The following is a 13,871-nucleotide window of genomic DNA, read 5'->3' on the forward strand; positions in this document are numbered from 1 at the left end:
CTGACTCAACCGATCAAGTTCGCAACAACTCCACCTGAAAACGGCAGCCATTGGGCTCCATGGTTGTCAGGCTGACGCTCCAGCCCTGGTTTTCACAGATCCGCTGCACCAGTGAAAGTCCCAGGCCCAAGCCTTCCCCACGCTTTTCAGTGCCCCGGACGAACGGCTCGAACATCGCCTCGCGTTTTTCCTCGGGAATGCCCACGCCACTGTCTTCGACCAGAAAGCCCGTGCCCGTCAGGGTCAGGCGGATGAAGCCCTGTTCAGTGTAATGCAAGGCATTACGCAGCAAGTTCCCCATTACCGCATGCAGGAACGTCGCGTTATAGCCCTTGGCCTCAGGGTTGCCCGGTTCGAAGATCAACTTCAATCCTTTTTCTTCTATGGGCTCGCGCCACAGACCGAGCAGGCCCTCGGCTACCTGGCCCAGGGACTGCTGCGGCGACATGCTGGCGTCTTCGCGCTGGGCGCGGGCCAGCATCAGGAAGGTTTGCACCAGCTCGCGCATTTCTTCACACGCCCTGGCAATGCGCTCGACCTGGGCTCGACCGCGCTGATCGAGACCTGGGTTTTCCAGCAACAGTTCGCAGGAACTGGCCAGGATCATCAGGGGCGTACGCAATTCGTGGCTGACGTCGCTGGTGAACAACCGCTCGCGTGTCAGGGCCTGACGCAAGCGCCCGAGGGTGGCGTCGAAGGCCACGGCCAGTTCGCCCACTTCGTCGGCGGCATAATCCGGCGCCAAAGGGGGAGCCAAACCCAGCAGTTGATCGCGATGGCGTACTTGGCGGGCCAGCCGCACCACCGGCGCCATGACCTTGCGCGCCAGGACCCAGCCGAGAAACACCGCCAGCGCCAGGCTCAGTACGAAACCCACCAGCACCACGGCAAACAGCACCCGTTCACGCTCTTCGAAGTCGCTCTGGTCCTGCAATAACACATAACGTCGGCCGTCGACGATTTCGACCATGGCGTGGTACGACAGGTTTTCACGGAACACTTCGTGGAAACCCGGTTCCAGGTGCCGCAAATCCTTGGGCAGCTGGAAATCGCCCGGTCCGCCGCTGAAGTAGAACAATTGGTCCGGTTCGGGACGATGGCTCCAGTCCGCGACATTGTCCATCAGCAACAGGCGCTGCAAATCGCCGCCCAGACCTGCCGAAATAAGTTTTTCTTCCACCAGGTGCACGGTCGCCACGATGCCCATGGCAAAGGCACCCGCCACCAGTGCGCTCATCAGCGCAAAGGCAATGATGATGCGTTGAGCAAGGCTCTGCTTAAACTCCATCACGGCCCTCGGCCAAGCGATACCCCACACCGTGCACGGTTTGCAGCAATGGCTTGGCGAACGGCTTGTCGATCACCTGGCGCAGTTGGTGGACATGGCTGCGCAGGCTGTCGCTGTCCGGGCAGTCGTCGCCCCAGAGCGCTTCTTCAAGAATTTCACGACGCAGTACATGAGGACTTTTCTGCATCAATACGGCCAGCAACTTCAGGCCGACCGGGTTGAGTTTCAGCAACCGGCCTTCGCGAGTGACTTCCAGGGTGTCGAGGTCGTAGTTCAGGTCGCCGACCTGCAAGGTCCGCCGCCCGCCGCCCTGGGTTCGGCGCATGACCGCTTCGATACGCGCCGCCAGTTCAGACAGGGCGAACGGTTTGATCAGGTAGTCATCAGCGCCGGACTTGAAGCCTTGCAGACGGTCATCCAGTTGATCACGGGCCGTGAGCATGATCACCGGCGTTTCGCGACGGGCATCCTCGCGCAAGCGTTTGCACAGGGTGTAGCCATCGATGCCGGGCAGCATGATATCGAGCACGATCAAATCATAGTGCTCGGTGGCCGCCAGATGCAGACCCGACAGACCGTCCTGCGCGCAATCCACGGTATAGCCTTTGAGCCCCAGGTAATCGGCCAGGTTGGCCAGGATATCGCGGTTGTCTTCAACCAATAGAATTCGCATGGGTATCTCTCCGTCCACAGTAACGGCCGTCATGGCCCGCGCAGCTTAAGGCCAAGTGTGGCTCACGGCTAGGGGAAGGCTGTGCATGGATCAATTCGCTCAACCAACAGGTATGATTGACAAGTTTTTCACTATCGATTCACACGCTGCCTACAGCAGGCGGTGAAGACTGTCACGCGATTGATAATAAGGAATATAGAAAATGGACTATTTGAAGACGGCACCCATGCGCTTTTTGCTGCTGGTAACCGGCTCCTGGCTGGCAATTTTTTTTCTGACTCGAACCGTCCTGCTCCTCACGCATCTGGATGAGGCCGGTAGCGGGTTTCTGTCCGTCTTCAGTATCGGCCTGCTCTACGACCTGGGTTTCATTGCCTACGCGGCACTGCCCATGGGGCTCTACCTGTTACTGTGCCCGCCGGCCCTTTGGCGCACTCGTGGCCACCGCTGGTTTCTCCAGGGTCTGCTGACGGTCAGTCTGTTCGCGATGCTGTTCACCTCGGTGGCCGAGTGGCTGTTCTGGGATGAATTCGGCGTTCGCTTCAACTTCATCGCCGTCGACTACCTGGTGTATTCCGACGAAGTACTGAACAACCTGCTTGAGTCGTACCCGATCGGCACGCTGCTGAGCATCCTCGCCGTGCTGGCCGTGGTCCTGAGTCTTGCATTGCGTAAAGCGTTCAACGCTGCACTCAATGCGCCGTTGCCGCCGCTGCGTGGCCGCCTGCTGAATGCACTCGGTTTGTTGATCGTCGCCGGCCTGAGCATGCAGTTGCTCAGCCAGGACGCCCCGCGCGCCCAGGGCGGCAATGCCTATCAGAACGAACTGGCGAGCAACGGTCCATACCAGTTCTTCGCCGCGTTCCGTAACAACGAACTGGACTACCCGCAGTTCTACAGCACGCTGCCGGCGGCCGTGGTTGCCCAACAGATTCGCGCCGAACTGGCTGAGCCCAATGCCCGCTTCGTAGGTGAGGACCCGCAGGACATTCGCCGACAAATCGATAACCCAGGCACCCTGCGCAAACCCAATATCGTGCTGGTCACCATTGAAAGCTTCAGCGCCAAGTACATGGGCAGCAACGGTGACAACCGTAACCTGACCCCCAACCTTGATGCCTTGCGCAAGCAGAGCCTGTATTTCAATAATTTCTACGCCACCGGCACCCGCACCGACCGCGGCCTGGAAGCCATTACCCTGGCGATCCCGCCGACCCCCGGTCGCTCGATCGTCAAGCGTGTGGGTCGTGAAAGCGGCTTTGCCAGCCTTGGTCAGCAACTCAATGCCGTGGGCTACGACAGTGTGTTTGTCTACGGCGGCCGCGGTTACTTCGACAACATGAATGCGTTCTTCAGCGGCAATGGTTACCGCGTCGTGGACCAAAGCAGCGTCGAGGAGTCGGAGATTCACTTCAAGAATGCCTGGGGCATGGCAGACGAGGATCTCTACAACCAGACACTGAAACTGGCCGATGCCGACTATGCCAAGCAGCAGCCATTCCTGCTGCAGCTGATGACGACGTCCAACCACCGCCCTTACACCTATCCGGACAACCGGATCGACATCAAGTCCGGCAACGGTCGTGACGGCGCGGTGAAATACACCGACTACGCCATCGGTCAGTTTCTCGATCAGGCGCGTCAAAAACCCTGGTTTGACAATACAATCTTCATCTTTGTCGCCGACCACACCGCAGGCAGCGCCGGTAAGGAAGACTTGCCTATCGCCAACTATCAGATCCCGCTGTTCATCTATGCGCCCAAGTTGATCGAAGCTCGAGAAACGGCACAGCTGGCCAGCCAGATCGATCTGGCGCCGACATTGCTGGGCTTGCTCAATCTGGATTATGAGTCGACGTTCTTTGGCCGTAACCTGTTGCAGGGTAACCCGCTGCCGCCACGGGTGGTGGTCGGCAACTACCAGCACCTGGGGTTGTTCGACGGCAAGGACCTGGCGATTCTGAGCCCACGCCAGGGATTGCGTCGTCACGATGAAGCACTGACCGAAAGCCGCGAGTCCCGGTCGACCGCCGATGACCCGCTGATTACCCGCGCCATCACCTATTACCAAACCGCCAGTTATGGCTTCAAGCAACAGCTGCTTGGCTGGAAGGCGCCCAAGGAGGGTGCCGGTCAAGTCGGCGAACGTTAACCGAATCGCCCCGGGCTGATGCCCCGGGGCTTTTTCCTTTGTTCAGGATCCACCATGTCATCAACCGCTGTCCGCCCTGCCCCTCGCCCGCTCAACTTCTGGGTGTGCCTGGGGGTTCCCGCCGTTGCGGCGATCATTCTGGTGTTGCTCGAACTGACTTCACTGGACATGGACCTTGCCAAGCTGTTCTACGACCCGGTCGCGGGTGACTTCATCGGACGGCACAGTTACTTCCTGGAAAACATCCTGCATACCCGCGCCAAGCAAGTGGTCATTGCCTTCTCGGTGTTCGCGATCATTGCCTACGTTGCCTCGTTTTTCATGGTCAAGCTCAAACCGTTCAAGCGGGAACTGGGTTGCCTGGTGCTGTCCCTGGGTCTGGCGACTTCCTTTGTCACCCCGATGAAAGCGGTGACCGCGGTGCAATGTCCTTGGAGCCTTGAGCAATTTGGCGGACACGAGACCTACAGCGAGTTGTTGAACCATCGCCCGGCTACCGAAAAACCAGGTCGTTGCTGGCCCGGCGGCCATGCGGCCACCGGCTTCACCCTGTTTGCCCTGTTTTTCGTATTGCGTGACCGTCGCCCGCGCATGGCTCGTGCAGCGTTTGTCTTCGCCTTCGCCCTCGGCTCGGTGTTCTCCATCGGGCGGATGATGCAGGGCGCGCACTTCTTCTCGCACAACGTGTGGACGGCGGTGTTCTGCTGGCTGATTTGTTTGGGGTCGTATTACTACGTTCTGTATCGACCGGCTTTGAGGGCTGAACGCGGGACGACTGCAGAACCTGTCGGCGCCTGATCTGACGCCTTCGTCGGAGCGCCGCCCGGACCAAGCCACGCTCCCACAGAGACGATGCAGATCCTGTGGGAGCGTGGCTTGCCCGCGATGGGCGCGACGTGATCTCCAGCCCCCCCAAATTGAAGGATCGAGTAGGAGGCGGGGTTGCCCCCGCCGTCCTCTCACACCACCGTACGTACGGTTCCGTATACGGCGGTTCCTGCCTACTGACAAACAACGTCAGCGAGCTTGGTTCCGTTGATGTGTCGCCTGCGGTATCTAAGCGCCCAGACCGGCCCTCGGAGCTTCCGGCTCCTACCTCCTAATGGTCTTGACCTCCGCTACGCGGAGTTTCTGCTTTACGCTCCAACAGAGATCACACCCGACTATCCACTCATGGCAGGTTCAGCCCTTCATCACTCCGGTTTCGAGCAACTACTACGGCCTCTGCTGACTTCTGTCGCCCATCCCGTCATCTCGCGACGCCGGTAGCACATGGCAGGCTAAACAGATCTCCCAGGGTAATTCGCGCGACCTTCCTGCTTATGCCTGTCGGATCTACGTCGCAGCGTTCCGTGCAAGTATCGGGCTTTGAAGATATTGGCCTTCTTACCCCGCTGCGCCGCCTCTATCCGCTTCCTGTTCGTCAGGCCAGCATTTTGCCTCGGGCTTCCTTCAGATTCGCAGTCACCCGCGACACCCTTGCCTCTGGCTAACACTTCCCCTTGCCGGGTGTGTAGAGGACTTTCACCTCCAAGTCACCAGCGTGGCCACCACAGCCAAGCTGGTTGCGCTTACGCGCAACGCGCCATGCCTGGCGCACCAATAAAAAACCCCGCCTGCTTTCGCAGGCGGGGTTTTTTCATACAGGGGTAAGGCTGGCTTACATCATGCCGCCCATGCCGCCCATACCGCCCATGTCTGGCATACCGCCGCCAGCGCCACCGTCTTTCTTCGGTGCATCAGCAACAGCGGCTTCGGTGGTCAGGATCAGACCGCCGATCGACGATGCAGCTTGCAGCGCGGAACGGGTGACCTTGGTTGGGTCCAGGATGCCCATTTCGATCATGTCGCCGTATTCGCCAGTCGCAGCGTTGTAACCGAAGTTACCTTTGCCGTTCTTGACTTCGTTGACCACAACGCTTGGCTCGTCACCGCTGTTGGCAGCGATCTGACGCAGCGGTGCTTCGATGGCACGACGCAGAACAGCGATACCCACGTCCTGGTCGGCGTTGTCGCCTTTCAGGTCGAGGATGGCTTCCAGAGCGCGGATCAGCGCAACGCCACCGCCAGGTACCACGCCTTCTTCAACGGCTGCACGGGTTGCGTGCAGGGCGTCTTCAACGCGGGCTTTCTTCTCTTTCATTTCTACTTCGGAACCAGCGCCAACCTTGATCACTGCAACGCCGCCGGACAGCTTCGCCAGACGCTCTTGCAGTTTTTCACGGTCGTAGTCCGAGGAAGTTTCGGCAACCTGAGCACGGATCTGAGCAATGCGGGACTCGATGTCGCCTGCTACGCCAGCACCGTCAACGATGATGGTGTTTTCCTTGGAGATGGTCACGCGCTTGGCGCTGCCCAGGTTTTCCAGGGTGGCTGCTTCCAGGCTCAGGCCGATCTCTTCGGAGATAACGGTACCGCCGGTCAGAACGGCGATGTCCTGCAGCATGGCCTTGCGGCGGTCGCCGAAGCCTGGAGCCTTGACGGCTGCGACTTTAACGATGCCACGCATGTTGTTCACGACCAGAGTCGCCAGGGCTTCGCCTTCAACGTCTTCGGAAACGATCAGCAGTGGACGGCCGGCTTTGGCAACGGCTTCCAGCACTGGCAGCATTTCGCGGATGTTCGAGATCTTTTTGTCGACCAGCAGAACCAGCGGGTTGTCCAGCTCGGCAACCATGGTTTCCGGCTTGTTGACGAAGTACGGGGACAGGTAGCCACGGTCGAACTGCATGCCTTCTACAACCGACAGTTCGTTTTCCAGGCCAGTGCCTTCTTCAACGGTGATCACGCCTTCTTTACCGACTTTTTCCATGGCTTCGGCAATGATGTCGCCGATGGAGTTGTCGGAGTTGGCGGAGATGGTACCAACCTGAGCGATGGCCTTGGTGTCAGCGCATGGCTTGGACAGGTTTTTCAGCTCTTTGACAATGGCGATGGTCGCCTTGTCGATGCCGCGCTTGAGATCCATCGGGTTCATGCCGGCAGCGACGGCTTTCAGGCCTTCGTTGACGATCGACTGAGCCAGAACGGTAGCGGTGGTAGTACCGTCACCAGCGTCATCGTTGGCACGGGAGGCAACGTCTTTGACCAGCTGCGCGCCCATGTTTTCGAAACGGTCTTCGAGTTCGATTTCTTTGGCGACGGAAACGCCGTCCTTGGTGATGGTCGGAGCGCCGAAGCTCTTCTCGATGATCACGTTACGGCCTTTCGGGCCCAGGGTCGCTTTTACCGCGTCAGCCAGGACGTTGACGCCTTTGAGCATTTTCTTGCGGGCGGAATCGCCAAACAGAACTTCTTTAGCAGCCATGATCGATATTCCTTAAATACTTTGTAGTAGCGGAAAATGAACGGGTAATCAGCCTTCGATAACAGCGAGGATTTCGTTCTCGCTCATTACCAGCAGGTCTTCGCCGTCGACTTTCACAGTGTTGCTGCCGGAGTAAGGACCGAACACAACCTTGTCGCCCACCTTCACGGCCAGTGCGCGCACTTCACCGTTTTCCAGTACGCGGCCGGTGCCGACAGCGAGGATTTCGCCGCTGTTGGCTTTTTCAGCAGCCGAACCTGGCAGGACAATACCGCCAGCGGTTTTCTTTTCTTCTTCGCTGCGACGGATGACGACGCGGTCATGCAGAGGACGAAGCTTCATTGTCGATCTCTCCTAATTGTGGTTTTCATCGGCCGGTGTAGTCCCGGCGGGTTTAACAAAGGCCGGCGGTGCCGGTTGCGGCTCGTCAAGCGAACCGCGGAAGTCTGTCTGGCGTAATCGCCAGAAACCTTGCGGTGACCGTTACATAAGGGCGCATAAGCTTATTACAAGGGCGGGGATCGAATTTTTTTCAAGTCGCTGCCCCGCAAACGAACACGGCACCCAAAGGTGCCGTGTCGATGTGCGTATTATTTGGTATCGCGGTGTTCGAACTCGCCTTCGATCACGTTGGGCTCGCGGCCCAGCGGCTCGCGAGGCGCCGGGCCGCCACGGGCCTGGAGGTCGTCGGCGAACGCTCGCTGACGCATGGCCTGCTCTTCGGCGCGCTGGCGCATTTTATTGGCCAGCAGGCGACGACTGAACGGCAGCAGCATGAACAGGCCGATCACATCGCTGATGAAACCCGGAAGAATCAGCAGGCCACCTGCCAATGCCAGCATCAGGCCTTCGAGCATGGTCTGGGCCGGCAGTTCGCCGCGGCTCAGGCTTTCACGGGCACGCAGGGCCGTGGCCAGGCCGGCGATGCGCAGCACAAACACGCCGAACATCGAGCCGAGAATGATCAGCAGCAGGGCCGGGAAAAACCCGATGGACCCTGCCACCTTGACGAATACGAACAGCTCCAACACCGGGAACAGCAGAAAGAGCAACAAAAAAGGGCGCATCAAATGGTTCCTCAACGCAAGAATGCCTTGCCAGTTCACCTTAGATGACGTCGCCGTTTCGTGAATTCAAGCGTCGGCCACTTCATTTTTCGGCCAATGCTCGGCGTGGGCCAGAGAAACCAAGGCTTCGCGAACTTGTGTCGGCGTATTACAAGGCACTTTAAACGGCAACCAGTACAGGCTTTGACCGATACGCAGATGCATGCCTTCGGAATCGATACCGGCCATTTGCGCCGGCACGTTTTTCGGCAGCCCGGCCAGATCGACGTAATGGGCGATGGCCTTGGCGTGATCAGCGTTCATGTGCTCAACCATGCTCAGTTCAGCCTTGCCGGCGAACGGATTGGCCAGGGTCAGATCGTTGACCCAATGAATGGCGCCAAAACCGCCGATGTAACGGTGGCGTACAGGCTTGAGCACCCAGAAATCGAAATCGTGGGCCTGGTGATAACCCTGCGACTCCGGGAAGTAGCGGTAGTAACGCTCGGAGGCGGCTTCGATGGCGGCTTCGTCTTCGAGCTGCTGCGCCTCAGCCAGGTAAGTCAGTCGACCAACGGCCTGGACATCTTCGGCGCCACGTTCGCCGACAAAGAGCGAGCACTTCGGATCTTTCTGCAAATTATGAGTGTGCTGGGCGATGCGGCTGATCAGGATCAGCGGCCGGCCCAGCTCGTCCAGGCAGTACGGAACCACGGAGCCGAACGGATAACCGGGCATTGATTTGGAGTGCGTCGAGAGCACCCCACGGTATTCCTTGAGGAGCAATTCTCGTGCATGCTTAGCCGCTTCAACGCTCAATTTATGACTCCTTAAATAGAATTCGTCAGAAAAACGGACGAGCTGCTGGTGAAAGTCCCAGCAAGCCATCGGGGCAGTTCTCATGTGCAGCCGGCCACGTCAGGCGCAGATCGAGAGGCTCTCTACAAGGAAACCACTCAGACCTGCTACCGGGGGCATGCGAATGCAACTCACTGACAAAGTAATCATTATCACTGGCGGTTGCCAGGGTTTAGGCCGCTCCATGGCCGAGTATTTCGCAGGCCTGGGCGCGAAACTCGCGCTGGTGGACCTGAACCAGGAAAAACTCGACGCCGCCGTCGCGGCCTGCAAGGCCCAAGGTGTCGAGGCCCGCGCCTACCTGTGCAACGTGGCCAACGAAGAGCAAGTGACCCACATGGTTGCCCAGGTCGCTGAAGACTTCGGCGCGATCCATGGCTTGATCAACAATGCCGGGATCCTGCGCGACGGTCTGTTGCTCAAGGTCAAGGATGGCGAAATGACCAAGATGAGCCTGGCCCAATGGCAGGCGGTCATCGACGTCAACCTGACCGGCGTGTTCCTGTGCACCCGTGAAGTCGCGGCGAAAATGGTCGAGCTGAACAACAGCGGCGCGATCATCAATATCTCGTCGATTTCCCGCGCCGGCAACGTCGGTCAGACCAACTACTCGGCCGCCAAGGCCGGTGTCGCTGCGGCGACTGTGACCTGGGCCAAGGAACTGGCGCGCTACGGCATTCGCGTTGCCGGCATTGCACCGGGCTTCATCGAAACCGAAATGACCCTGGGCATGAAGCCTGAAGCACTGGAAAAAATGACCGCAGGGATCCCGCTCAAGCGCATGGGCAAACCTGAGGAAATCGCCCATTCGGCGGCCTACATCTTTGAGAACGACTACTACACCGGTCGGATTCTGGAGATGGATGGCGGGTTGCGTATCTAAGACGCGACAAAGAACAACTGTAGGAGCGAGCCTGCTCGCGATGACGGATTAACATTCAACAAATTAGTTGACTGAAGTAACGCTATCGCGAGCAGGCTCACTCCTACAGGGGGCAGCATTTCAGCTTATTAGTCGTCGCTGATGCTGATATTCGGCATCGCCGGCGTCAAAGCTTCCTGCAACACGATCCGCGCACCGACATGGCGGGCCAATTCCTGGTAAACCATCGCAATCTGGCTGTCAGGTTCGGCGATCACCGTTGGCTTGCCGCCATCAGCCTGTTCGCGGATGACCATCGACAGCGGAAGCGAAGCCAGCAGCTCGACGCCATATTGGTTGGCCAGTTTCACACCCCCGCCTTCACCGAACAGATGCTCGGCATGTCCGCAGTTGGAGCAGATGTGCACGGCCATGTTCTCCACCACGCCCAGCACCGGAATGTTGACCTTGCGGAACATTTCCACGCCCTTGCGTGCGTCCAGCAATGCCAGGTCTTGCGGGGTGGTCACGATGACCGCACCGGCCACCGGGACTTTCTGCGCCAGGGTCAGCTGGATGTCACCGGTGCCTGGCGGCATGTCGATGACCAGGTAGTCCAGATCGCCCCAGGCGGTTTGCGTCACCAGTTGCAGCAAGGCACCGGAGACCATCGGCCCGCGCCAGACCATCGGTGTGTTGTCGTCGGTGAGGAACGCCATGGACATCACTTCGACGCCATGGGACTTGAGTGGAACGAACCATTTCTGATCCTTGACCTCGGGGCGGGTACGCTCGGGGATGCCGAACATGATGCCCTGGCTCGGACCGTAGATGTCCGCATCAAGAATCCCGACCTTGGCGCCTTCGCGGGCCAGGGCCAGGGCCAGGTTGGCCGCCGTGGTGGATTTGCCCACGCCGCCCTTGCCGGATGCCACGGCCACCACGTTTTTCACGTTCGCCAGGCCCGGAATCTGCGCCTGAGCCTTATGCGCAGCGATCACACTGGTGATTTCGACCTTGGCACTTGCTACACCATCCAGCCCCTGAATGGCCATTTCCAGCATCTGCGCCCAGCCACTCTTGAACAGACCGGCGGCGTAACCCAGTTCAAGCTGAACGCTGACGCGGTCTCCCTGGATGTCGATGCTGCGCACGCACCCGGCGCTGACCGGGTCCTGGTTCAGGTAAGGGTCGGTGTATTGGCGAAGGACGGCTTCCACCGCTGCGCGATTGACGGCGTTCATGGGTAACTCCGAAAACAGGACTGGAAAAGATGGTGGGTATCGTACGCCGGCCATCCAATTGTGGCGAGGGAGCTTGCTCCCGCTCGGCTGCGTAGCAGTCGCTATTTGACCGACCCGGTTTGTCTGGCAGATCGGCATCGCAGGGTTTGGGGCGGCTTCGCCCCCCAGCGGGAGCAAGCTCCCTCGCCACAGTTTTTGCGGTTGCAGCAATAGGAAACAGGCTCACAGGGTGAAAAATATGCGCCGGCGCTTTATAGTGGCCGACCTCCGTTTCATCAAGTAGCCGAGCCCCATGTCCGAGCCACGCAAGATCCTCGTCACCAGCGCCCTGCCCTATGCCAATGGTTCGATCCACCTTGGCCATATGCTGGAATACATCCAGACCGATATGTGGGTGCGCTTCCAGAAGCACCGCGGCAATCAATGCATTTATGTCTGCGCCGACGACGCCCACGGTTCGGCGATCATGCTGCGCGCGGAAAAGGAAGGCATCACCCCGGAACAACTGATCGCCAATGTCCAGGCTGAACACAGCGCCGACTTTGCCGAGTTCCTGGTGGACTTCGACAACTTCCACTCCACTCACGCCGAAGAAAACCGTGAGCTGTCGAGCCAGATCTACCTGAAGCTGCGTGACGCCGGGCACATCGCCACGCGCTCGATCACCCAGTATTTCGACCCGAAAAAGAAAATGTTCCTGGCCGACCGCTTCATCAAGGGCACCTGCCCGAAATGCGGCACCGAAGACCAGTACGGCGACAACTGCGAAAAATGCGGCGCGACTTACGCGCCAACCGACCTGAAGGATCCGAAGTCGGCGATCTCCGGCGCCACCCCGGTGCTCAAGGATTCCCAGCACTTCTTCTTCAAGCTGCCAGACTTCCAGGCCATGCTGCAGACCTGGACCCGCAGCGGCACCCTGCAGGACGCCGTAGCCAACAAGATCGCCGAATGGCTGGACGCCGGCCTGCAACAGTGGGACATCTCCCGCGATGCGCCGTATTTCGGTTTTGAAATCCCCGACGAGCCGGGCAAATACTTCTACGTGTGGCTGGATGCACCGATCGGCTACATGGCGAGCTTCAAGAACCTGTGCAACCGTACGCCGGAGCTGGACTTCGATGCGTTCTGGGGCAAGGACTCCACCGCCGAGCTGTACCATTTCATCGGCAAGGACATCGTCAACTTCCACGCCCTGTTCTGGCCAGCCATGCTCGAAGGCGCGGGTTACCGCAAGCCGACCGGGATCAACGTGCACGGCTACCTGACCGTCAACGGCCAGAAAATGTCCAAGTCCCGTGGCACCTTCATCAAGGCCCGGACCTACCTGGACCACCTGTCGCCGGAATACCTGCGCTATTACTACGCGGCCAAGCTGGGCCGTGGCGTCGACGACCTCGACCTGAACCTCGAAGACTTCGTGCAAAAGGTCAACTCCGACCTGGTGGGCAAGGTCGTCAACATCGCCAGCCGTTGTGCCGGCTTCATCAACAAGGGCAATGCCGGCGTGATGGTCGACACCAACGCCGCGCCTGAACTGACCGAAGCCTTCCTGGCCGCCGCGCCAAGTATCGCCGACGCCTATGAAGCCCGCGACTTCGCCCGCGCCATGCGCGAGATCATGGGCCTGGCCGACCGCGCCAACGCCTGGATCGCCGACAAGGCACCGTGGTCGCTGAACAAACAGGAAGGCAAGCAGGATGAAGTCCAGGCTATCTGCGCCACTGGCGTCAACCTGTTCCGCCAACTGGTGATCTTCCTCAAACCGGTGCTGCCGCTGCTGGCCGCCGACGCTGAGGCGTTCCTGAACGTCGCGCCGCTGACCTGGAACGACCACGCAACTTTGCTCAGCAATCATCAGTTGAACGAGTTCAAGCCGCTGATGACCCGCATTGACCCGGTCAAGGTACAAGCCATGACCGACGCATCGAAGGAAGACCTGACCGCCAGCCAGACCGACACCGGCGCAGCTGCACCTGCCGGCAATGGCGAACTGGCCAAGGATCCGCTGTCGCCGGAAATCGAGTTCGACACCTTCGCGGCAGTCGACCTGCGTGTCGCCCTGATCGTAAAAGCCGAACACGTGGAAGGCGCCGACAAGCTGCTGCGCCTGACCCTCGACATCGGTGACGAGCAACGCAACGTGTTCTCCGGGATCAAGAGCGCTTACCCGGACCCGTCGAAGCTCGATGGTCGACTGACCATGATGATTGCCAACCTCAAGCCACGGAAAATGAAGTTCGGCATCTCCGAAGGCATGGTGATGGCGGCCGGCCCTGGCGGTGAAGAAATCTACCTGCTCAGCCCTGACAGCGGCGCCAAGCCGGGCCAGCGCATCAAGTAAGGTCTGCGGCAAATCGATCCCACAGTCGTGCCTGGCGCGGCTGTGGGATTTTCATGTCTGGCCCACCCTCCCGCCTTGCCGGATAATGCCTACTCTT

11 protein-coding genes are annotated in these 13,871 nt (G+C 59.4%); 4 read left to right on the forward strand and 7 right to left on the reverse strand.

Annotated features, from left to right (window positions below; all coding sequences use genetic code 11):
* Positions 1 to 13: 13 nt before the first annotated feature.
* Positions 14 to 1,288 carry a sensor histidine kinase gene (locus AC3ITY_RS26875; RefSeq protein ID WP_489306015.1) on the reverse strand — a complete coding sequence of 425 codons (1,275 nt, stop codon included), beginning with the start codon at positions 1,286 to 1,288 and terminating at the stop codon, positions 14 to 16.
* Complete coding sequence (gene colR / locus AC3ITY_RS26880) at positions 1,278 to 1,961, reverse strand: two-component system response regulator ColR (RefSeq protein ID WP_007978572.1); 684 nt, start codon at positions 1,959 to 1,961, stop codon at positions 1,278 to 1,280. The genes AC3ITY_RS26875 and colR overlap by 11 nt, the downstream gene beginning before the upstream one ends.
* Positions 1,962 to 2,163: 202 nt before the next feature.
* On the opposite strand from colR, the gene AC3ITY_RS26885 reads away from it, so the two are divergent.
* Both AC3ITY_RS26885 and AC3ITY_RS26890 read left to right on the forward strand, forming a co-directional pair.
* Positions 2,164 to 4,113 carry an LTA synthase family protein gene (locus AC3ITY_RS26885; RefSeq protein WP_489306017.1) on the forward strand — a complete coding sequence of 650 codons (1,950 nt, stop codon included), beginning with the start codon at positions 2,164 to 2,166 and terminating at the stop codon, positions 4,111 to 4,113.
* Positions 4,114 to 4,167: 54 nt separating this feature from the next.
* Positions 4,168 to 4,911 (forward strand): phosphatase PAP2 family protein, encoded by a 744-nt coding sequence (locus AC3ITY_RS26890; RefSeq protein ID WP_489306018.1) that lies wholly within the window; start codon positions 4,168 to 4,170, stop codon positions 4,909 to 4,911.
* 862 nt (positions 4,912 to 5,773) lie between these two features.
* Here AC3ITY_RS26890 and groL read toward each other — a convergent pair.
* The 4 genes from groL to AC3ITY_RS26910 form a co-directional block, all read right to left on the reverse strand.
* The gene (gene groL / locus AC3ITY_RS26895) at positions 5,774 to 7,420 is read right to left on the reverse strand and encodes a chaperonin GroEL (RefSeq protein WP_150728305.1); all 1,647 of its coding nucleotides are present in this window, start codon (positions 7,418 to 7,420) and stop codon (positions 5,774 to 5,776) included.
* A 48-nt stretch (positions 7,421 to 7,468) separates the two neighbouring features.
* Complete coding sequence (locus tag AC3ITY_RS26900; RefSeq protein WP_489306019.1) at positions 7,469 to 7,762, reverse strand: co-chaperone GroES; 294 nt, start codon at positions 7,760 to 7,762, stop codon at positions 7,469 to 7,471.
* A 248-nt stretch (positions 7,763 to 8,010) separates the two neighbouring features.
* Complete coding sequence (locus AC3ITY_RS26905; protein ID WP_008053539.1) at positions 8,011 to 8,487, reverse strand: FxsA family protein; 477 nt, start codon at positions 8,485 to 8,487, stop codon at positions 8,011 to 8,013.
* Between the two features lie 66 nt (positions 8,488 to 8,553).
* A complete protein-coding gene (locus tag AC3ITY_RS26910) occupies positions 8,554 to 9,285 on the reverse strand; it encodes a HugZ family pyridoxamine 5'-phosphate oxidase (RefSeq protein WP_489306020.1) in 732 nt (243 codons plus the stop codon).
* Between the two features lie 163 nt (positions 9,286 to 9,448).
* On the opposite strand from AC3ITY_RS26910, the gene AC3ITY_RS26915 reads away from it, so the two are divergent.
* The gene (locus AC3ITY_RS26915; protein ID WP_489306021.1) at positions 9,449 to 10,207 is read left to right on the forward strand and encodes an SDR family oxidoreductase; all 759 of its coding nucleotides are present in this window, start codon (positions 9,449 to 9,451) and stop codon (positions 10,205 to 10,207) included.
* A 128-nt stretch (positions 10,208 to 10,335) separates the two neighbouring features.
* On the opposite strand, the gene apbC is transcribed toward AC3ITY_RS26915, so the two are convergent.
* Complete coding sequence (gene apbC / locus AC3ITY_RS26920) at positions 10,336 to 11,430, reverse strand: iron-sulfur cluster carrier protein ApbC (protein WP_489306022.1); 1,095 nt, start codon at positions 11,428 to 11,430, stop codon at positions 10,336 to 10,338.
* A 292-nt stretch (positions 11,431 to 11,722) separates the two neighbouring features.
* Between apbC and metG the strand changes: the two genes are divergently transcribed.
* Positions 11,723 to 13,774, forward strand: coding sequence for a methionine--tRNA ligase (gene metG / locus AC3ITY_RS26925; RefSeq protein ID WP_489306024.1), 2,052 nt, complete (start codon positions 11,723 to 11,725; stop codon positions 13,772 to 13,774).
* Positions 13,775 to 13,871 lie beyond the last annotated feature (97 nt).

This window comes from Pseudomonas sp. GL_091, assembly GCF_057837725.1.

Excerpts from the sequence above, each read along its gene's own strand:
- AC3ITY_RS26875 (WP_489306015.1), bottom strand. The coding sequence starts at position 1,288 with ATGGAGTTTAAGCAGAGCCTTGCTCAACGCATCATCATTGCCTTTGCG.
- colR (WP_007978572.1), bottom strand. The coding sequence starts at position 1,961 with ATGCGAATTCTATTGGTTGAAGACAACCGCGATATCCTGGCCAACCTG.
- AC3ITY_RS26885 (WP_489306017.1), top strand. The coding sequence starts at position 2,164 with ATGGACTATTTGAAGACGGCACCCATGCGCTTTTTGCTGCTGGTAACC.
- AC3ITY_RS26890 (WP_489306018.1), top strand. The coding sequence starts at position 4,168 with ATGTCATCAACCGCTGTCCGCCCTGCCCCTCGCCCGCTCAACTTCTGG.
- groL (WP_150728305.1), bottom strand. The coding sequence starts at position 7,420 with ATGGCTGCTAAAGAAGTTCTGTTTGGCGATTCCGCCCGCAAGAAAATG.
- AC3ITY_RS26900 (WP_489306019.1), bottom strand. The coding sequence starts at position 7,762 with ATGAAGCTTCGTCCTCTGCATGACCGCGTCGTCATCCGTCGCAGCGAA.
- AC3ITY_RS26905 (WP_008053539.1), bottom strand. The coding sequence starts at position 8,487 with ATGCGCCCTTTTTTGTTGCTCTTTCTGCTGTTCCCGGTGTTGGAGCTG.
- AC3ITY_RS26915 (WP_489306021.1), top strand. The coding sequence starts at position 9,449 with ATGCAACTCACTGACAAAGTAATCATTATCACTGGCGGTTGCCAGGGT.
- apbC (WP_489306022.1), bottom strand. The coding sequence starts at position 11,430 with ATGAACGCCGTCAATCGCGCAGCGGTGGAAGCCGTCCTTCGCCAATAC.
- metG (WP_489306024.1), top strand. The coding sequence starts at position 11,723 with ATGTCCGAGCCACGCAAGATCCTCGTCACCAGCGCCCTGCCCTATGCC.